Annotated in this window: 13 protein-coding genes; all 13 read right to left on the minus strand. The window is 58.6% G+C overall.

Annotated elements, in window-relative coordinates; all coding sequences use genetic code 11:
• On the minus strand, window positions 1-462 hold a 462-nt coding region (locus BQ5353_RS13015; protein ID WP_267888273.1), incomplete at its 3' end, for an NAD(P)-dependent oxidoreductase.
• An 82-nt stretch (window positions 463-544) separates the two neighbouring features.
• The gene (gene rnr, locus BQ5353_RS03435; RefSeq protein WP_083386366.1) at window positions 545-2902 is read right to left on the minus strand and encodes a ribonuclease R; all 2358 of its coding nucleotides are present in this window, start codon (window positions 2900-2902) and stop codon (window positions 545-547) included.
• Window positions 2903-3000: 98 nt separating this feature from the next.
• On the minus strand, window positions 3001-3255 hold the full coding sequence (gene secG, locus BQ5353_RS03440; RefSeq protein ID WP_054330747.1) for a preprotein translocase subunit SecG: 255 nt from the start codon (window positions 3253-3255) through the stop codon (window positions 3001-3003).
• Between the two features lie 242 nt (window positions 3256-3497).
• On the minus strand, window positions 3498-5741 hold the full coding sequence (locus BQ5353_RS03445; protein WP_071427314.1) for a DNA gyrase/topoisomerase IV subunit A: 2244 nt from the start codon (window positions 5739-5741) through the stop codon (window positions 3498-3500).
• A 75-nt stretch (window positions 5742-5816) separates the two neighbouring features.
• Window positions 5817-7805 (minus strand): DNA gyrase/topoisomerase IV subunit B, encoded by a 1989-nt coding sequence (locus BQ5353_RS03450; RefSeq protein WP_071427315.1) that lies wholly within the window; start codon window positions 7803-7805, stop codon window positions 5817-5819.
• 235 nt (window positions 7806-8040) lie between these two features.
• Window positions 8041-9969 (minus strand): ATP-dependent zinc metalloprotease FtsH, encoded by a 1929-nt coding sequence (gene ftsH, locus BQ5353_RS03455; RefSeq protein ID WP_143117256.1) that lies wholly within the window; start codon window positions 9967-9969, stop codon window positions 8041-8043.
• A gap of 96 nt (window positions 9970-10065) precedes the next feature.
• Window positions 10066-10605, minus strand: coding sequence for a hypoxanthine phosphoribosyltransferase (gene hpt, locus BQ5353_RS03460; protein WP_054331228.1), 540 nt, complete (start codon window positions 10603-10605; stop codon window positions 10066-10068).
• A gap of 8 nt (window positions 10606-10613) precedes the next feature.
• Window positions 10614-11987 carry a tRNA lysidine(34) synthetase TilS gene (tilS, locus tag BQ5353_RS03465; protein ID WP_071427317.1) on the minus strand — a complete coding sequence of 458 codons (1374 nt, stop codon included), beginning with the start codon at window positions 11985-11987 and terminating at the stop codon, window positions 10614-10616.
• Window positions 11977-13332 (minus strand): replicative DNA helicase, encoded by a 1356-nt coding sequence (dnaB, locus tag BQ5353_RS03470; RefSeq protein ID WP_054330744.1) that lies wholly within the window; start codon window positions 13330-13332, stop codon window positions 11977-11979. The genes tilS and dnaB overlap by 11 nt, the downstream gene beginning before the upstream one ends.
• Before the next feature lie 36 nt (window positions 13333-13368).
• Entirely contained in the window at window positions 13369-13818 is a 450-nt protein-coding gene (gene rplI, locus BQ5353_RS03475) for a 50S ribosomal protein L9 (protein ID WP_071427318.1), read from the minus strand.
• A gap of 99 nt (window positions 13819-13917) precedes the next feature.
• A complete protein-coding gene (locus tag BQ5353_RS03480) occupies window positions 13918-15882 on the minus strand; it encodes a DHH family phosphoesterase (RefSeq protein ID WP_054330743.1) in 1965 nt (654 codons plus the stop codon).
• Window positions 15883-16039: 157 nt separating this feature from the next.
• Complete coding sequence (locus BQ5353_RS03485) at window positions 16040-17917, minus strand: ribonuclease J (protein WP_082398464.1); 1878 nt, start codon at window positions 17915-17917, stop codon at window positions 16040-16042.
• A 358-nt stretch (window positions 17918-18275) separates the two neighbouring features.
• Window positions 18276-20579 carry a sugar phosphate nucleotidyltransferase gene (locus BQ5353_RS03490; protein ID WP_071427319.1) on the minus strand — a complete coding sequence of 768 codons (2304 nt, stop codon included), beginning with the start codon at window positions 20577-20579 and terminating at the stop codon, window positions 18276-18278.
• Window positions 20580-20670 lie beyond the last annotated feature (91 nt).

The following is a 20670-nucleotide window of genomic DNA, read 5'->3' on the forward strand; positions in this document are numbered from 1 at the left end:
GGCACCCGTGCCGATGATGCCCACTGTCTTGCTGCCCAGCTCGCTGCCCACCAGGCCGTCTTTGGTCTGGCCTGCACGGCAGCGGGCTTCCACCTGGGGAACGTTGCGCAGCAGGGAGATCATCATAGCGATGCTCAGCTCGGCCACCGCCTGGGTGGAATATCCGGCAGCATTGCTCACCTTGACCCCTTTGGCCTTGGCGGCTTCCAGATCCACATGGTCCACGCCGGTGAAGGCGATATCGATGTATTTCAGGTTATCGCAGGCGGAGATGACCTCCCCTTTCAGCGGCATGTTGGCCAGCATGATCACATCGGCGTCTTTAGCCCGCTCAATCTGCACCTTGGGGTCGGTGTCCTTGGGGTAGGCGGTAAAGCTGTGGCCGGCATCGATCAGGGGTTTGGCACATTCTTCCAACACCTCTTGGGGAACGCCCAGAGATTCCAGCAATACAATTTTCATAACGAAGCCTCCTATATCACTGTTTAATCAGATTGCTACGTCCATAGTATCACACTTTTCCCCCGGTTACAAGGGGACAGGCCTACTGGCCTTCCCCCTCATCCGCAGGGACAAAGTCAATCTGCCCGGCGGAGACATCCACCCCAGCCACCGTCACCCGGATGGGGTCGCCCACCCGCAGTTTCCGGCCGCTGTGCTGGTCCACAAACTCCATTTTGCCGTCGTACTGGTAATCGCCCAGATCCGCCACCCGGATCAGGCCCTCCACCGTGTTGGGCAGCTCCACATAGACCCCATGGTTCACCGCAGAGGAGATCACCCCGTCAAACTCCTCCTCCAGGTGGGATTTCATATACTCCGCCTTGTAGCAGTCGTCGCAGCTGCGCTCTACCTGCATAGCCCGCACCTCCCGTTCACTGGTGCGCAGGGCCACTGTGCCCACCTGCTCCCGGAACCGGCGCTCGATGTTCTCTTTGCGCATGCCGGTCAGGCTGGCAGTCATAATCCGGTGGATCATCAGGTCGGAATACCGGCGGATGGGGGAGGTGAAATGGGCGTAATCCGCCATGACAAGGCCGTAGTGGCCGATGTTCTTCTCGGAATATTTTGCTTTGGCCATCGACCGCAGCAGAGTGTTGTTGACAATCTTGCCAAAGGGGGTTTGGCGGGATTCCCGCAAAATCCGGGACAGCTCCCCCTGGGCCACCCCTGCTTTGATGGATTTGGAGGGGATGCCCAGGGCGTCCAGCGTCTCTTTGAGGTTCTGAAGCTTCTCTGGGTTGGGGGACTCATGAACCCGGTAGACAAAGGGCAGGCCCCTCTCCCCGGCAAAGCGGGCAGCCGCTTGGTTGGCCACCAGCATGAATTCCTCAATCATCCCCTCGCTGATGCCCTGTATCCGGGGCTGGATATCCACCGCGACCCCGTTTTCATCCAGCTTGATTTTGGACTCCACCGATTCCAGGTCCAGTGCGCCCCGGCGGGTGCGGTCCTGGGCAAGGCGGGAGGCCAGATCCTTCATGAGGAACAAAGTGTCCTTCAGTTCCCCGTATTTTTCCTGGATCTCCGGGGAGGCGGTGCCATCGTAAAGGGTGTTGATCTCACTGTACACCCCTTTGACCTGGGATCGGATCACCGATTTGACAAACCGGTAGGAGCGGATGGAGGTGTCCTCCCCCAGCTCCACCAGGGCGGAGAAGGCAAGGCGGTCCTCCCCGGGGTTGAGGGAGCAGATGCCGTTGGAGAGCTCCGGGGGCAACATGGGCACCACCGAACCCGGGAAATACACCGAATTTCCCCGCTCAAACGCCTCCTGGTCCAGGGGGCTGCCAGCAGTGACGTAATAGCTGACATCGGCGATGTGCACCCCCAGCAGCCAGCCGTCTTCCAACTTTTTCAGGGAGATGGCGTCGTCGATGTCCTTGGTGTCGGCCCCGTCAATGGTGAAGATGTCCTCCCCCCGCAGGTCCAGCCGGGCGGCCAGCTCTTTGGGGTGGCTGCCGTCGGCCTCGATCTGCCGGGCCTGGGCGATGGCCTCGGCCGGGAACTGGCGCTCGATGCCGTTGGCGGCCAGGATAGCCTCACAGCAGCCGCTGGCCTTTTGGGCGTCGCCGAAGTTCTCCAGCACCGCCGCTTTGTGGGAGAAATGCCGGTCCCCCCGGTAACAGAGGTTTGCCAGCACCTTGTCCCCTTCTTTGACCTTGATCTTGCTGGAACGGCCGATCTCAATTGCGAACCGCACCTGGCGGTCGGGCAGGATGGAGAGCTTCCCCTCCTCCTTGACCACCACGCCGGTGAACCGGTAATCCCCCTCCTGGAGAATGCGGACCACCTCCGCTTCGGTCAGCTCCCCGTTGGAGCGGCGGCTGGAAATCAGCACCCGGTCCCCAGGCATAGCCCCTTTCATCGCCCGGCCGGGGAGAAAGACATCCTCCTCTTCCCCGTCGGGGCGGGCAAAGCCAAAGGCGGGCAGCACCTTCACCACTGTGGCGGGGCGCAGCCCCAAGCTCCGGCTGAGGACGTATCCCCCCTTTTGCAGAAGGACTTCCCCTGCCTTCACCAGCTCTTCCACAGCGGCGACCAGCTCCGGGCCCTGTTTTTCCTTGGCCTTCTGAGCCAGTTCTTTCAGCTTCAGCGGGGCCTTCTTCTGCCGGCGCAGCACCTGCACCAGATTGCTTTTTAAGGTCTCCCCCTCCATCAGCGGCACCTCTAAGGTGACTTTTACCGGGGACGTCCTGCGGCGGCTATTCAATCCCTGCGCCCCCGGTCTGGGGGAGGCTGGCCGTTGCGGCCCGGCCTTCTGGGGCACCGGTTTGGATGCAGTTCTTTTCTGCTTCGCCGGGCCCTTCTGCACCGCCTTTTGAGGGACCTGCTTTTGGATTTCCGGCTTTTTCTGGGTCAGAACCTGTCCCAGTTTCTTTTTGGGTTTGTTTTGTTGCATAGTTACTCCAATCTATATTGGCCGGGTTTGCCCGGCGGTCTCGATTCAAAATGTGAAAAACTGCCCTGCTAAGGAAGCAGGGCAGTCATCGTGCTTACTTATTTGGCATAGACGCTAACGGCCATGATTGCCAAGGCCACCGCGAAGAAAGCAAAGCCGCAGTACTTGGTAATGCGGGAAAGGGCGGCTGCGTTGGTGCGGTTCTTGTTGCGATCCATAAAAGTATCACCGGTGGAATCGCCAGCCAGGGAACCCAAGCCAGCCCTGGGCTGATCCTGCATCAGCACGCTGACGATGATGATGACACTGATGACAAGGAGCAACACTCCGCCTGCTATCTGAAATGTATTCATTGTATACCTCCGATATTTTTGTGCATTCTATATCCAGCTTAAAATATCATAGCATATTCAAGGTGCATTTGCAACCTTATTTTTTGCGGAAAACCAGTATAAAATACAGGATTTGACCGATACTATCATTGGTTTTTCGTTTTACCCTTTTGCGTTTGCTCGTACAAAACGAAAAACCAAGAGCCGACTTTGGGGCTTTCCCATCGCCGGCTCTCTTTTTCCCCTTTTTGGAGGGTTTTCGGCTACGAGAGGGTCAGCTGCTCCCCTTCCTCTTCCCCGCGGGGGAACTGCCCCTGGCTGGGAAGGCTCTTGGGCCGGAACCGGTGAGGGTTAGACAGCATCCCTTCGCAGAACACTTTCGCCGAATCCACCACAGCGTTTTTCTTCAGCTGCATCACCTGGATGCCCTGGGTGTTCTTGGTGGACTTCGATTCCAGCGCTGCTGTATGCACCAGAAGCACCCTCCCGCCGGAGGAGGTGAGCATCAGCTCCCGATCCTCCTGAAGGTAGAGGGCCTGGCACAAGGGGAATTTGTCGCAGTAAGCGCTGATCAGCTTTTTGCGCCGGGTTTTGGTCTCGTAAGCGCTCATCTCCACCTTGGCCACCTTGCCGTTTTGAAAGACAAAAACCATGGCGCCCTGGTAATCAGCAGTAGCTGCCAGATAGACCACCGATTCCCCTTCGTCCATCCCCAGCTTGGCGGGCAGGTAATCCCCTAACTGGCTGGCCTTGCCGTCATCAAAATCACTGGCGCGGCATTTATAGACCTGGCATTGGTTGGTGAACACCAGCAGATGGGTGTTGTTGGTGGCCTCCAGCTCCTCCAGGATAGCATCCCCCTCTTTCAGCTTCTGCTCCCCGCTCATCCGCAGGGACTGGGGGGTAATTTTCTTAAAATATCCCTCTTTGGAGAGGAAGAGGCGCACCGGGTAATCGGGGATCTCCTCCTCCCCGCCTTCCTCCGACACCTCGGATTTGAAGATCAGCATGGACCGGCGGGGCTGGGAGAATTTTTTCGCCACCTCCCGCAGTTCCTTTTCCATAATGCCCTGGATCTTTTTGGGGCTTTTCAGGATATCCTCCATCTGGGCGATGTCCGACTCCAGCTGCTCGGTCTCCTGGGTGCGCTTGAGGATGTATTCCCGGTTCAGGTGGCGCAGGCGGATTTCCGCTACATACTCCGCCTGGATCTCATCGATTCCGAAACCGATCATCAGGTTGGGGACAACCTCCGATTCCTCCTCGGTCTCCCGGACAATTTTCACCGCTTTGTCGATGTCCAGAAGGATGCGGGCCAATCCTTTGAGCAGGTGGAGCTTCTCCTTTTTCTTGGTCAGGTCAAAAAAGATGCGCCGCTTGACGCACTCCTCCCGGAAGGCGATCCATTCCAGCAGGAGGGGGGCCACCCCCAGGACCTTGGGCATCCCCCCGATGAGGACGTTGAAGTTGCAGCCAAAGGCATCCTCCAACGGGGTGGTTTTGTAGAGGCGGGCCATCAATTTATCCGGGTCCACGCCCCGCTTTAGGTCGATGGTCAGTTTAAGGCCGTTGATATCGGTTTCATCCCGCAGGTCGGAGATCTCCCGCACCCGGCCGGATTTGACCAATTCCACAATCTTGTCCATAATCGCCTCCACCGTAGTGGTGGGGGGAATTTGGGTGATTTCAATGCAGTTTTCCGCCTTGTCATAGGAATAGCGGGCACGCACCTTGACGCCACCCCTGCCGGTCTCGTAGATGCGGCGCATCTCCTCTGGGTCGTAGAGGATAAACCCTCCCCCAGGGAAATCCGGGGCCTGCAGGGTGGTGGCCACATCGTGGGCCGGATTTTTCATCAAGGCGATGGTGGTTTCGCAGACCTCAGCCAGGTTGAAGGAGCAGATGGAGCTGGCCATGCCCACCGCGATGCCCACATTGGAATTGGTCAGGATGGTGGGGAAGGACACCGGCAGCAAGGTGGGCTCCATCATGGTGTTGTCGTAGTTGGGGACAAAATCCACCGTGTCCTTGGCGATGTCCCCGAACAGCTCGCTGCAGATGGGCTCCAATTTGGCCTCGGTGTACCGGGGGGCGGCGTAGGCCATGTCCCGGGAATACGCCTTGCCGAAGTTGCCTTTGGAGTCCACAAAGGGGTACAGCAGGGCTTCATATCCCCGGGAGAGGCGGACCATCGTCTCATAGATGGCGGCGTCGCCGTGGGGGTTCAGCTTCATGGTTTGGCCCACAATGTTGGCGGATTTGGTTCTATTTCCGTTTAACAGCCCCATTGTATACATCGTATATAATATTTTCCGATGGCTGGGCTTGAACCCGTCGATCTCCGGGATGGCCCGGGAGACGATGACGCTCATGGCATAGGGCATATAGTTTTTTTCCAGGGTGTCCACAATGGCTTGATCCATCACTACCCCAGAGTTTTCAATGTAAACGTCCGGCCCCATTTTGGCGGGGGCAGAGGCGCGTTCTTTTTTCTTTCTTGGCGGCATAGCGGTTCACCTCGGTTGGGAACCCCCTGTTCGGGTCCCTTGTATTTGTTGCGCCGGAATGGAGCGCGCTGGCGGTTAGGACACATCTACCTCGTCCAGATACAGATGGCCGTTGAGGGCGATGTGCTCCTTCCGGCCGGATAGGTTGTCCCCCAACAGCAGGTCGAACATCCGGGCTGTGGCGGCGGCATCGCTGGGGCTGACCCGGATGAGCCGGCGGGTCTGGGGGTTCATGGTGGTCAGCCGCATCATATCGGCGTCGTTTTCACCTAGCCCTTTGGACCGCTGGATGTCATATTTTTCCTTGCCGATTTGGGCCAGAACGGTGGCCTTTTCCCCGTCGGAATAGGCAAAGTAGGTTTTGTTTTTGGTGGTGATCTCATAAAGGGGGGTCTCTGCGATATAGACATACCCTTTTTCGATCAGGGTGGGGGTCAGCCGGTAGAGCATGGTCAAAATCAGGGTGCGGATCTGGAACCCATCCACGTCCGCATCGGTGCAGATGACCACTTTGTTCCACCGCAGGCTGTCCAGGTCAAAGCTGGATAAATCCTTGTTGGCCTTGGTCTTGACCTCCACCCCGCAGCCCAGCACCTTGATGATGTCGGTGATAATCTCATTTTTAAAGATTTTGTCGTAATCCGCTTTGAGGCAGTTGAGGATTTTGCCCCGCACCGGGATGATGGCCTGGAACTCGGCATCCCGGCTCATTTTGCAGGAGCCCAGCGCCGAATCCCCCTCCACGATGTAGATCTCCCGGCGGGAGACGTCCTTGGAGCGGCAGTCCACAAACTTCTGCACCCGGTTGGAAAGGTCGATGGTGCCCGCCAGCTTCTTTTTCAAATTGAGGCGGGTTTTCTCCGCATTTTCCCGGCTGCGCTTGTTGATGAGCACCTGTTCAGCGATGCGGGCGGCGTCATCCGGGTTTTCGATAAAGTAAATCTCCAGCTGATGGCGGAGGAAGTCGTTCATCGCCTCGTAGATAAACCGGTTGGTGATGGCCTTTTTGGTCTGGTTTTCGTAGCTGGTCTGGGTGGAGAAGGAGGAGGATACCAAAACCAGGCAGTCCTCCACATCCTGGTAGGTGATCTTGCTCTCATTTTTCAGGTATTTGCCGCTCTGCTTCAGAAAGCTATCAATCTGATAGACAAAGGCCAGCTTCACCGCCTTCTCCGGGGAGCCTCCATGCTCCAAAAAACTGGAGTTGTGGTAATACTCGGTCAGGTGGAGCCGGTTGGAGAAGGTCAGCGCCACCGAGAGTTTGGCCTTGTATTCCGGCTTGTCCTCCCGGTCCCGGCCCCGACGCTCGGTTTGCCAGTAGATCACCGGGCAGAGGGTCTCTTCCCCGCCGGTCAGCTCCTTGACATAGTCGGTGATGCCGTCGGCGTAGCAAAACTCCTCTTCGGTAAAGCCCTTCTCTCCCTCCACCCGCAGGAGGAAGGTGAGCCCGGCATTGACCACTGCCTGGCGCTTGAGCACGTCCTGGAAATAAGCCACCGGCACATCGACCTCGGTGAATACCGCAAGATCCGGCTTCCAGCGGATGCGGGTTCCGGTCTGTTTGCGGCGGGTCTCCTCTTTCTGGAGGCCGCCCACATTCTCCCCCTGCTCAAAACGAAGGGCATATCGGAATCCATCTCGGAATATCTCTACATCCATATACTGTGAGGAATATTGGGTGGCACAAAGACCCAGGCCATTGAGGCCTAAGGAGAACTCATAGCTCTCGCCGTCGTTGGTGTTGTATTTTCCGCCGGCGTACAGTTCGCAGAAAACCAGTTCCCAGTTGAACCGGCCCTCCCGGCTGTTAAAATCCACCGGGATGCCCCGGCCGAAATCCTCCACCTCAATGGAACCGTCCTGGTATTTGGTGATGATAATTTTGCTGCCGAATCCTTCCCTGGCCTCGTCGATGGAGTTGGAGAGAATTTCAAACACCGAATGCTGGCAGCCTTCCAGCCCGTCGGAGCCGAAGATGACCGCCGGCCGTTTGCGGACCCGGTCTGCCCCTTTGAGGGCGGAGATGCTTTCGTTGTCGTATTGGGTTTGGGTGCGTTTTGCCATGAAGGACCTCCGAATCTATCGTTTTGCCCAAAGGCAGGTGTAATGTTGGAATAGCTTACCAATCTATTATACCGGGACAAGCCCGCGAACACAAGTGCGGCAGCAGGGAAAATCTGTCAATTCATTGAAAAAGCCCACATTTCCCCAGTAGATTTCCCCCAAAGCTTTGGGAGGGAGAAGCAAAAAATCAGTACCATCCAGATAGATGGTACTGATTTATACTATTTGTTTTCAATTACTCAGCATCTGGGGCGGAGGGATCTGCCGGGTATTCCTCCACCGGAGGTTCTTCACCGATGACCTGTTCTGGCTCATCGCTGCCTTTGGCCTGTTCCGCCAACTTGGAGAGGGGGACGAAAGTATCCTCCGCCGAAGGGGGAACCTCCCGGTTCTCCATCAGGGCTTTAAACTTCTCGCCATCCACCTTCTCATAGGTCATCAGGTATTCCGCCACCCGGTGCAGCTGATCCATATGATCCTCCAGCACCTGGCGGGTGCTTTCATAACAGGTGTCAATCACCTCGCGGATCTCGCCGTCAATCTCAGCGGCCACCGTCTCGGAATAGTTGCGGGAGTGGGAAATATCCCGCCCCAGGAAGACCTCTTCCTCGTTCTGGCCGTAGACAATGGGGCCCAGCTTCTCGCTGAACCCATACCGGGTGATCATATTGCGGGCAATTTTAGTGGCCCGTTCAATGTCGTTGGAGGCACCGGTGGAAATCTCGTTGAGCACCAGCTTTTCCGCAACCCGGCCACCAAGCAGCACCACAATTTCCTCCACCATCTCGGTTTTGGTCATATAGCTGCGGTCCTGGCTGGGCAGGGAGAGGGTAAATCCCCCCGCCATGCCCCGGGGGATGATGGACACCTGATGGACAGGGTCCTGGGTGGGCATGTAGTAGGTACAAACCGCATGGCCCGCCTCGTGGAAGGCAGTGAGCCGCTTATCCTTCTCGGTGACCACGTGGGATTTCTTCTCTGGGCCGGCCACCACCTTGATGGTGGCGTCCTCGATCTCCTGCATAGTGATGGCTTTTTTATCCTTGCGGGCAGCCAGCAGCGCCGCTTCGTTGACCAGGTTCTCCAGATCCGCGCCGGTGAATCCAGCGGTGGTGGAGGCGATGGTCTTCAGGTTGACATCGGGGGCCAAGGGCTTGTTGCGGGTGTGGACCTTCAAAATCTCCTCCCGGCCCTTGATATCCGGGTAGCCCACCAGGATCTGGCGGTCAAACCGGCCGGGCCGCAGGAGGGCAGGGTCCAGAATATCCCGCCGGTTGGTGGCGGCGATGATGATCACCCCGGAGTTGGCCCCAAAGCCGTCCATCTCCACCAACAGCTGGTTGAGGGTCTGCTCCCGCTCGTCGTGGCCGCCGCCCAAACCAGCGCCTCTCTGGCGGCCCACAGCGTCGATCTCATCGATGAAGACGATGCTGGGGGCGTTCTTCTTGGCCTGTTCAAACAGGTCGCGGACACGGGACGCACCCACGCCCACAAACATCTCCACAAAATCGGAACCGGAGATGGAGAAGAAAGGCACGCCAGCCTCCCCTGCCACCGCCCGGGCAAGCAGGGTTTTACCGGTGCCAGGAGGGCCCATCAACAGCACGCCTTTGGGAATCCGGGCGCCTAAACTGTTGAATTTAGCCGGGTTTTTGAGGAATTCCACAATCTCAACCAGTTCGGCCTTTTCTTCATCTGCGCCGGCCACATCGGCAAAGGTGACCTTGCGCCCCTCGTCGGGGGTGCGGGCCTTGGCCTTGCCGAAGCCCATGACATTGCCTCCGCCGCTGCCGCGGGATTGGCGCATCATCATAAACCAGAAAACCACCATGGCGCCGATGAGCAGCAATGTGGGCAGCATCTGTACCCACCAGGGGGCCTCCACTGGCGGCAGGATCTGATAGGTCAGTTTATCGCCGGGGTTGGCCTCGTTGTACTTGTCGATGTCATCCTGGATTTGATCCATAAAATAGAGGGAATTGGGGACGCTGGACACCACAGTGCGCCGCTTGCCATCTTCTTCGATAACCAGGCTCAAGTCGCCAGTACCATAATCCAGCTCAAAATCCCGGACTTTTTGATCTTCAAAATACCCGAGGATGGTGGAGTATTTTACCAGGTTTGGCGTCGTATCCTGGGAAAACACGGCGGTCAGGGTCAGCATCAGCGCCAAAAGCACCGCAAGATAGATGCCCAGCCCTTTGTTCTTGTTGGATTTCAAATGCATTCACTCCCCTTTTGGATTCGGAATACGGGAGGCTTATTTGCTGTAAACCTCGGGTTTCAATACGCCCACATAGGGCAGGTTGCGGTATATCTCGTTATAATCCAGGCCGTAACCCACCACAAATGCATCGGGGACGGTAAATCCCACATAATCGGGGTGGATATCCGCCTTGCGCCCCTCCGGCTTATCCAGCAGGGTGGCAATTTTTATACTGGCGGGATTGCGCTTGGTCAAAATCTCCCGCAGGTAATAAAGAGTGAGGCCGCTGTCCAGGATATCCTCCACCAGCAGCAGGTCTTTTCCCTCCAAGAGGGCATCCAGGTCTTTAAGTATTTTAACCACGCCAGAGGATTTCACCCCTGCCCCATAGCTGGAGACAGACATAAAATCAATCTGGGCCGGAATTGTGATAGCCCGCATCAAATCGGCCATAAAAATAACCGAGCCCTTCAGCACGCTGACCATCAGAAGGTTTTTCCCCTCGTAGTCCCTGCTGATGGCGGCGCCCAGCTCCTGGACTTTGTTTTTCAGCTCTTCTTCGGTGATCAGCACCTTTAAAATATCATTGTTCATATCAGCCATCATTCGTTGTCCTCCCCCTCTTTGATCTCCAGTCCCTGCCGGGTTTCCCCCGTTGCGGCAACCCGCTGGGCTGCGCCGAACCCCTCCACCCAAATCGGGCCTTCTGGATCGGCTAAGACCCACAGGCCCGGCCGCTTCCACGGAGGGATTTTTTCTTCGTTGAAGAGTTTTTTCAACGATTTTTGGCACCCCCTGCCCACCAGCTGGATGGCATCCCCCGGAAGGCGGTGGCGGATCAAAACAGTATTATATATTTTATCATAGTCCAGGATGTTTTTTAAGCGGGAATCCTTTTTTTGTATAAAATTTTTAATTTGTTCACAATCCTGAAGCTCCCAAAAAGACAGTTGTTTCCCCGATGCAGACTGAATAGAAAAATCGGGCAGGCCCTCCCGCGGAAGGGGGATGGATTCCCCGCTTTGTTGGGCTGATTCCTCTAAAAAGGCCAGGGTGGTGGGGCTGGCGGCAAAAATCCATCCGCCGGGGAGGCTCACCTGGCCTTCCCCTGCCTCTGCCCGCCCCATCAGCTGGGTGAGGCGCTGGGCGGTGACCTCCAGCCCCCGCTCCTTCAGGAGCAGGGCCAGCACCCGGCCCTGCATCGCCGGATGGAGGGCGAGAAACCCCGGCCGGGAACAGTCTTCCCCCAAGCGGATGCTGTCAAGGCATCTGCGGCCCTCCTCTTCCAGAAAGTCCTCCTCTAGGGCAAGGGTGCGGGAAAGGCGGGCGATGGCTTCCTTTGCGCCGGGGTGGACGGCCTCCAATTCCGGGAGCACCCGGTGACGCACCCGGTTGCGGCTGTAGACATCCTGCAAGTTGCTGCTGTCGGTCACATAGGGCAGGCCCTCCCTTTGGCAGTAGCCCTCCACCTCTTCCCGTGTTGCCAGGATCAGCGGGCGGATGATTTTCCCCCGTTTGGGGGGAATCCCCGTAAGCCCCTTAAGGCCGGTTCCCCGGCAGAGGTGGAACACCACCGTCTCCACGTTGTCCGACTGGGTGTGGGCAGTAGCTACCAAAGAGTGTTCCCCGGCGCAGAGCTCTTCAAACAGCCGGTACCGTTCCTCCCGGCCGCATTCTTCCACCGAGAGGCCGTTTTTCCGGGCCAGGGCGGCGATGTCCACCGTGCGCAGGGTCAAAGGGATGGACCGCTCCCGGCAGAAATCCTCCACAAACCGCTGGTCCCGGAAGCTCTCCTCCTCCCGTAGGCAGTGGTTTAGGTGGCAGGCGGTGAGGGTGATGCCCAGCTGCTCCCGGTTTTTCCAGAGAAAATGGGTCAGGGCGACCGAATCGGCGCCGCCCGAAAGAGCAGCGCACACCCTGTCGCCCTGGTGGATCAAATCAAGCTTCACAATTGCGTCAAACGCCTTATGGTTCATTGCGGAAATACTCCAAACTTTTAAATCGGGTAAACTGGCCGTCCCATCCCATCTTCACCGAGTCGGTCTCGCCGTGGCGGTTTTTGGCCACAATGCACTCGGCGGTGTTCTGCTCCTCACACTCCCGGTTATAATATGCTTCCCGGTAGAGGAACATGACGATATCGGCATCCTGCTCAATGGAGCCGGATTCCCGCAGGTCGGAGAGCATGGGCCGGTGGTCGGTCCGGGACTCAGGGCCGCGGGACAGCTGGGAAAGGGTGATGACCGGCACGTTGAGCTCCTTGGCCATGATCTTTAAAGAGCGGGTGATCTCCGAGACCTCCTGGACCCGGTTTTCGCTCCGCTTGCCGGTGCTCATCAGCTGCAGGTAGTCGATGACCACCAGCCCCAGGTCCCGAAAGCGCCGGAGCTTGGCTTTCATCTCCGCCACAGTGATGCCGGGGGTGTCGTCGATGTAGATGGGCGCCTGGGAGAGCACCTGGGCGCTCATGGCCAATTTGACCCAGTCATCCGGCTTCAGGTTGCCGGTGCGAAGGCTCCCCGACTGGATCAGCGCCTCGCTGGAAAGAAGGCGGGTCACCAGCTGTTCCTTGCCCATCTCCAGGGAGAAGACCGCCACCTGCTTGCCCGTCTTGGTGGCCACATTGGCGGCGATGTTGAGGCCAAAGGCGGTTTTTCCCATACCGGGGCGGGCCGCCACCAAAATCAGGTCAGTCCGGTTCAGGCCGGTGATGATGGAATCCAGCGCCGCAAAGCCAGTGGGCAGGCCCATGTACTGCTCTTTGTCCTCACCGCTTAATTTTTGCAGCCGGTCATAGGTCTGCAAAATGATCTCGTCGATGCGGGTGAGGCCGGAGGCATCCCTCCCCTGGCGGATGTCAAAGATGCTCTGCTCCGCCATGTCCAGGAGGGTGCGGGCGTCGGTGGAACCGTCCCGGGAGAGGTCGATGACCTTCTGGGAGGCCAGGATCAAGCTGCGGATGTAGGACTTCTCCTGCACGATTTTAGCATAGGACTCCACATTGGCGGTAGAGGGGACGATCTGGGCCAGCTGGGTCAGATAAATCTTGGCGTCCTCATCGGTGTCAAATATCCCCTCCCGCTTGGCCATCTCCAACACGGTGATAAAGTCGATGGTCTGGGAGGAGACAAACATCCGGGTCAGCGCCGAGAACAGCTCCTGGTGCTGGGGCCGGTAGAAACTCTCCGGCTTGATGTATTCCATCACCCGGGTGATGCAAGCTGGGTCGATTAAAATGGCGCCCAGCACTGACTGCTCCGCCTCCAGGCTATAAGGGAGCTGCTGGGTGTAGAGCTGTTCGGTGATGCCCACGGCTTCCATCCTGCATTCCCTCCTTACAAATCATAGCAAATCTGCCTATTCCTTTTCTGCCACCAGCACTTGGACGCTGGTGGTGATGCCGGGGTAGAGCTTGACCTCCACCTTGTAGCCGCCGAAGGCCTTGATGTCGGCATCCAGCTCAATTTTGCGCCGGTCCACCTTGACACCGAACTGCTTCTCGATCTCCTCGCCGATCTCCTTGGCGGTGACCGAGCCAAACAGGCGGCCGCCGGTGCCGGCTTTGGCGGTGACCTTGACCACCTTGTCCTTCAGCTTGGCAGCAGTGTCCATAGCCGCCTGTTTCTCCACCGCGATGCGGTGCTCGTTGGCAGCCTGTTTGTTCTTCAGGTCGTTCATAGCCTGGGCGGTGGCTTCGATGGCCAGGCCCTTAGCCAAAAGGAAATTACGGGCGTAGCCGTCGCTGACGTTGACCAGCTCGCCTTTTTTGCCGCTGCCTTTTACATCCTGTGTGAGAATTACTTTCATATTGTACTCCATTCCGCCGCTCTGCCCGGCTAGAGAATTTTGAAACCCGACGCCCCCGCAGAGGGATGGGGCAGGGGGGAAAGCGTGAATTTAAGTGGCTTAACTTCGCTTGTCGTAGAAGTTGTCGATGGCTTCCAGCAGCTGCTGGCGGGCGTTTTCCATACTGACCCCTGCCAGCTGAGCCCCAGCCATAGTCTGGTGGCCGCCGCCGCCCAAAGCTTCCATAATCAGCTGGACGTTCATGGCGCCCAAGGAACGGGCAGACATGGAGACGCCGCCGTCGTATTCATACAGCACAAAGGAGGCATCCACATCGCTGATGCTGAGCAGCTCATCCGCCGCCTGGGGGGCAACGATCTTGATATCCCCCACCCCGGCACTGGAACTGGCGATGGCACAGCCCCGGTAAATCTCCGCAGAGGAGACCAGTTTGGAGCGGTTCTGGTAATCGTCCATGGAGGTGGAGAACAGCTTGCGGACCTCCACCATATCCGCCCCTAGCTTGCGCAGGTAGGCGGCCGCCTCAAAGGTGCGGGCCCCAGTGCCGATGATGAAATTCTTGGTGTCCAGCATAATGCCGGCCAGCACCGCCTCTGCCTCTACCCGGCCCAGCTGCTGCTTGGTGTTGAAGTATTGGGCCAGCTCGGTCACCATCTCCGAAGCGGAGCTGGCATAGGGCTCGTGGTAAAAGATCACCGCGTTGTCGATGTGGCCCACCATCTTGCGGTGGTGGTCGATGACCACCACGTTTTTGCATTGGCGGTACAGCTCCGGCGATTCCAGCATGTATTCAATGTGGGTGTCCACCACGATGAGCAGCGTTTTATCGGTAACCCCTTCGATCAGGTCCTTGGGCTCGTAAAAGGCGTCGGTGTAGCCGTTTTCCTCCATCTTGCGGTAAAGGGGCTGCACCAGGTTTTTGTCGTGGCTGATGGCCACCACCGCCGGCTTTCCCATGTTGCGGGCCAGCTTGAGCATCCCCACCGCCGCGCCGAAGGAGTCCATGTCGGCGAACCGGTGGCCCATGACGATCACCCGCTCGCTGTTTTCAATGAGCTCGCAAAGGGCCGTGGCCACAATGCGGGTTTTGACCTTGGTGCGTTTTTCCACCCCTTTGGCCACCCCGCCGAAGAAGTCGTAGCCGTTTTGGGTCTTGATGGCAGCCTGGTCACCGCCCCGGCCCAGGGCCATATCCAGGGCCTGGCGGGCCATCTTCTCCGACTCCAGGAAGCTGCCCCCATCCCGGGCTACGCCGATGGACAGGGTGGCGGGCATCCGGTCGCCGGCCACGATCCCCCGCACCCGATCCAAGATCTCAAAGCGGCCATCCACAATCTGCTTCATGTTCCGCTCTTCTATCACCGCCAGGAAGCGATCCCGCTCCACCCGGATGAACATGCCGTCGTTCTGCCGGACAAACCGGCTGACTTCATATTCCACCTCGCTGACGGCCTGGGAACGCTCATCGTCCTTGGCGCTCTGAACCAGTTCCTCATAGTTATCGATGAGGATGGAGAGCACCGCCGGCCGGGTCTGGAAAAACTCCGCGGTGTATTTTTTCAGGTCGTTGTCGTCCACAAAATAAAAGGAGACCATACCGCCCCGCTTTTCCTCGGCGACGGAGGTGTAGACCGAATACATCCGGTCCCGGTAGCGGATGTTAAACCCTTTTTCTGGGCAGGCAGCGTGGTAATCGATTTCCCCCACCACCTGGGATACATCCTGGCCGAAAGCCGTGTCTGGATCTTCCAACATCGCCCGGCAGCGGTCGTTGAACCAGAGGATCTCCCCCTCTGGGCTTGAAACCAGCACCGGCAGGGGGAATTCAATCATCGAATCCCGCTGGAGGGAGTTGATCTGATCCCCCAATTGGTTGAGGAAATATTGCAATTCCTTATTGATAGAAAGCATTTTGAGCAGGGCGAAGGAGATGCCCAGCAACAAAACCGAGGCGCTTGCATAAAACAGCCGCACGTCCCGGGCAAGTGCCAAACAAGCCATGGCCGCCGCTGTGCCGATGAGGATATAAAAAATCGGTTTAAACAGCTGTACCTTGTTTTTCATCCAAAACCTCCGGGGCCCCACATAGGGGCGATGGGAATTCCAGGCCGCCAAAGGGACCCGGGCCAATCTTACCCCATATTATAACACACCCCACCGCAGATTGCGATAGGGTGTGCCTCAAAAACTTTATCGGGCTGTGGGCCTGCCAAAGGGCAAGTTATACCTCTTGAATCACCGGCAAGATCATGGGGTTGCGCTTGGTTTTGCTGAACAGGTATTGGCCCAATTGATCCTTGATGGCCTGCTTCATGGCGCCCCACTCCCGGACGTTGCCGTAGCGGCATTCCTCCAGGGCTTTTTGGCAGACCCGTTTGGCCTCGGCCATCATTTCCTCCGCCTCCCGGACATAGACAAACCCGCGGGAGACGATGTCCGGCCCGGCGATGACTTCGCCGGTGGCGGAATCGATGGTGGTGACCACCACCATCAGGCCGTCCTGAGCCAGGTGTTTGCGGTCCCGCAGCACAATGCTGCCCACGTCGCCGACCCCCAGGCCGTCCACCAGCACCCGGCCCGCGGGGACAATGCCGGTGAATTTCATATCCACCCCATCGGTTTCCAGCACCCGGCCGATGTCGGTGATAAACACATTCTCGGCGGGGACGCCCATGGAGATGGCCATGTCGGCGTGCTTTTTCAGATGGCGGAATTCACCGTGGAACGGGATGAAGTACTTGGGCTTGACCAGGCCCAGCATCAGTTTCAGCTCATCCTGGCAGGCGTGGCCGGAGACGTGGATGTTGTACATCTTCTCGTAAACTACTTCAGCCCCCAGCTTCATCAGCTCGTTGATCACCCGGAAGATGCCCTTCTCGTTGCCGGGAATGGGGCTGGCGGAAATAATGATGTAGTCGTTTGGGGTGACGCTGACCTTCCGGTGATCCCCCAAGGCCATGCGGGTCAAGGCGCTCATAGGCTCACCCTGGGAACCGGTGGTGATGATGACCAGCTGGTTGTCGGGGTAGCGGTTGATCAGCTCAATGTCGATCAGCACCCCCTCTGGGATTTTCAGATAGCCGATCTCGGTGGCCTTGGCCACCACATTGACCATGCTGCGGCCGGAGACGGCCACCTTGCGGCCGTACTTCACCGCCGCGTCCACCACCTGCTGCACCCGGTGTACATTGGATGCAAAGGTGGCGATGATCACCCGGCGGTTGCCGGATTTTTTAAACAGCGTGTCAAAGCTGGCGCCCACCGTCCGCTCGCTGGCGGTGGTTCCGGGGCGCTCGGCATTGGTGGAGTCGCTGAGCATGGCGAGAACACCCTTGCTGCCCAGTTCGCCGAACCGGCTCAGGTTGATCATCCCGCCGTCGATGGGGGTGTAGTCCACCTTGAAATCGCCGGTGTAGACGATGACGCCGGCCGGTGTGGTGATGGCCATGCCGCAGGCGTCGGGGATGGAGTGGTTGACGTGGATAAACTCCACCGACATGCAGCCCAGCTTGACGGTGTCCCCCGCCTCCACAATGTTGAGCTTGGCCCGGCCCAAAAGGCCGTGTTCCTTCAGCTTGCCCTCGATGAGGCAGGCGGTCAGCTTGGTGGCATACACCGGGATGTCCACCATCTTAAGCAGGTAGGGGATGGCTCCGATGTGGTCCTCATGGCCGTGGGTGACCACCAGGCCGCGGATGCGGTCCCGGTTCTTTTCCACATAGGAGAAATCGGGGATGACCAAATCCACCCCCAGCATCTCATCGTCGGGGAAGGAGATGCCGCAGTCCACAATGAGGATGTCGTTGCCGCACTCGTAAAGGGTCATGTTCTTGCCGATCTCATTGAGGCCACCCAGGGGGATGATCCGAACTGGGGGCTTGCGGTTTTCCCGGCCAGCGGACTTCTTCCCCCCGCGGGAAGATTTTTTCCGCGCCGGCTCTGCACTGAGTTCTAGCGGGGCTTCAGAAGTCCCCTCTTTTGGAATTGCCGCTTTTTTTTCTTTTCCGGCCTCTGCTTTGGGCTTGCGGCGGCGGCTGTTAGACCGGGGCTTGGCTGGGGCTTTCTCCGAAATATCTGTCTGTTTCAATTCTTCTGGCACTATAGTACCTCCTTATCCAAATATGTAATAGTGGTATGAAATCCGCGTTTCCGTTCTAAAACCGCGGGACAGTTTTAAAGGGACAACAGGCAGCACCCTGCCGATGGGGACCCCATCGGAAAAAGGCAACAACAAAATAAGGGCTCTCTTTTTCTAGCAAAAAGACAGCCGGATCGTTTTCGCCTTTCGTCGCAAAACGCTCCTGTAGGATTGGCGGCGGCCAAACCCATCTGCACAAGATTTCCGCTCACCTAGCAGTGGAAAGGGCTGGCCGGCCGCCTTTAACACGAACACATCATTGTTTAAATTGTATACTCTCGGTAATAAACTGTCAAGCCCTATCTAAAAATCCTTGCCGCTAGTCTTCTTCACTGAGGGCTGCTATCCGGCGGGCAACATCTTCACACAGTTCGGCCGCAGCCTCGGCGTTTACCGCTTCAGCATACAGGCGGATTCCCCTGCCCCGCCGGTCTGGCTGAGCCAAAACGCGCCCCCCCTTTAGGGAGAGGGTGACCCCCTCCACCATGCCTTCCACGGGGCCCAAACGCTGCATCAGCCGGGCAGGGCTGCCTTTGGTGGCAACCTGCCGGGAAACCAATTCAAAGGAGGGCAGTCCCAGCACCATCTGGAAGAAATCCTCCCCGGTGCGCTTCTGCCGCGCCAAGAGAAGGAGCGCCTGCATCATCCCATCCCGGGGCCAGAGGCAATCCCGGGCCGACTGGCGGGCTTTGCGGTCGCTGTCGTCTGCCGGGCAGCAGAGGTACCGCAGCAGATGGCCATCCCGCTCCTTGGCCAAATCATCCAGGGCGCGGGGGGCTTCAAAGGGCAGGGAGACGGTCTCCCCACAGGCAAAGGCCTCCTCACAGCAGAGGGCCAGGGCCCGGTAAGCGGGGATGGCCCCCCATTCCTCTTCCAGAATGGTCAGGTGTTCCCCGCTGGAGTCGAGGAGGAGGATCGGCCCTCCTGAAAGGCCGCAGCCCAACTGGCAGAGGGTGTCCTCCAACAGCCGCTGGGCGCCGGGGCTTTGGGCCTGTACCCGGGCGGACAATCCTCCCAGGCCCTGGGGCGCCAACTTTTTCAGTTCCCCTTGATAAAAGCCCTGGAGCCCGGCAAGGGTCTCCCGCCGGCCAAAGGAATCCCCTGACCGCCGGGCCAGTTCGCCGGTGAGCGCCTTTTCCACCGACCGCTCCATGGGCCGGGTCGCAGGCAGGCCCCCGGAAGTGACCAGCCGCAGGGATACCCCTTTGCCTCCCCCCAGGTAGACACCCCAGGAGAGGGCGCAGAACTGCATCCCGTAGGAGAGGAACCCCAGCACCCCTTTGCCAAAGTCGGCCACGTCGCTGCCAGCGCTGCGCAGGCCGGATGCCAAGGCGTCCAACAGCGGCTCCCCACCTGGAAAATCCCCGCCGCAGAGGGCCACCGGTTCCCCTTTGGCCGCTGTGGCCACCGCTGCCCCAAACCGGGCGCAGAATTCCGGGGTGATCTCCACCCCGATTTCACCGCAGAGGCCCTGCTCCCCAAAGCTGGCCCAACCGGGATGCCCCTTTTTTCGGTCGGCGGACAGGGTCTCCCCCGCCTCCACCCGGCGGCCCGGCCAGACCTTGGCCCGCAGGCTGGCCCCCCGCCCCACCGTTGCGTGGGCGCCTAAAACAGCCCCTTCTTCCAACACTGCCTTGGCCTCAGCGGATGCCCCTTGGCAGAGGATCGCCCCGGAGAGGTGGGCCCCCTCCCCCACAAAGGCCCCGTCATGCAAAATAGAGTCCTCCACCCGGGCGCCTGCGCCGATGCGGCAGCTGTCCCCCACCACGGTGCCGGGGCCGATCACCGCGCCGGGGCCAATGGTCACATTCTCCCCCAGATATACCGGGGGCAGCAGGGTGAACGCCCCGGCAGGCATGGTCTCTTTTAGGTAGATGCCCCGCTCCAGCTCCATGCCCAAGGGGCGGCAGGCGCACAAGCCGGCCATCAGCTCCTTCTGGCAGAGCCGATAACTGTCTAAGTCCCCAATGTCGCACCAGTAGCCCAGGTCCTCATAGGCGTATAGGGCCATCCCCGTCCGCAGCATAACAGGGAACAGGTCCTTGGCAAAATCGGTGTTCTCCCCTGTGGGGATCATCGAGAGCGCTCTAGGGGACACAATATAAATGCCCGTGTTGGCTAGGTCGGTGACCGCCTGCCCAAAGGATGGCTTTTCCACAAAGCCGCCGATCCGCCCGTCCTCCCCAGCGAGGACAAGGCCATATTCCCGGGGATCCTCCACCCGTTTGACCAGCAGGGTGGCGTCGGCGTTCCGAGACCGGTGAAAGGCGAGGGCGGCAGTCAGATCAAAATCACAGAGGGCGTCGCCACTGATCACAAGCAGCGGATCCTCTATGTTGGGGCAGGCGTTTTTCACGCTCCCCGCCGTACCCAAGGGGTGATCCTCCTCCACAAAGCGAAGGTCCATCCCGGTTCGGGGCCGGTCGGTGTAATACCCGGTGATGGCTTGGGGACGGTACCCCAAAGTGACAAAGACCTCTTTTGCGCCGTGGCGCTCCAGCAGATCCAAAATATAATCCATGGCTGGGCGGCCGCACAACGGGGCCATGGGTTTTGGCAGATCGCAGGTCAAGGGGCGCAGACGGGTCCCCTCCCCACCCGCTAGTATTACGGTTTGAAACATGGTTTTGCATCTCCTTTGTATGGTTTGGCCGCAGAAGGCCAATCCCAGCAGCCCCGCAGACGGGGCTCTTTTTCCATTAGTATGGCTGCAA

It is taken from the genome of Merdimmobilis hominis, assembly GCF_900104615.1.
Lineage (GTDB): Bacteria > Bacillota > Clostridia > Oscillospirales > Ruminococcaceae > Merdimmobilis > Merdimmobilis hominis.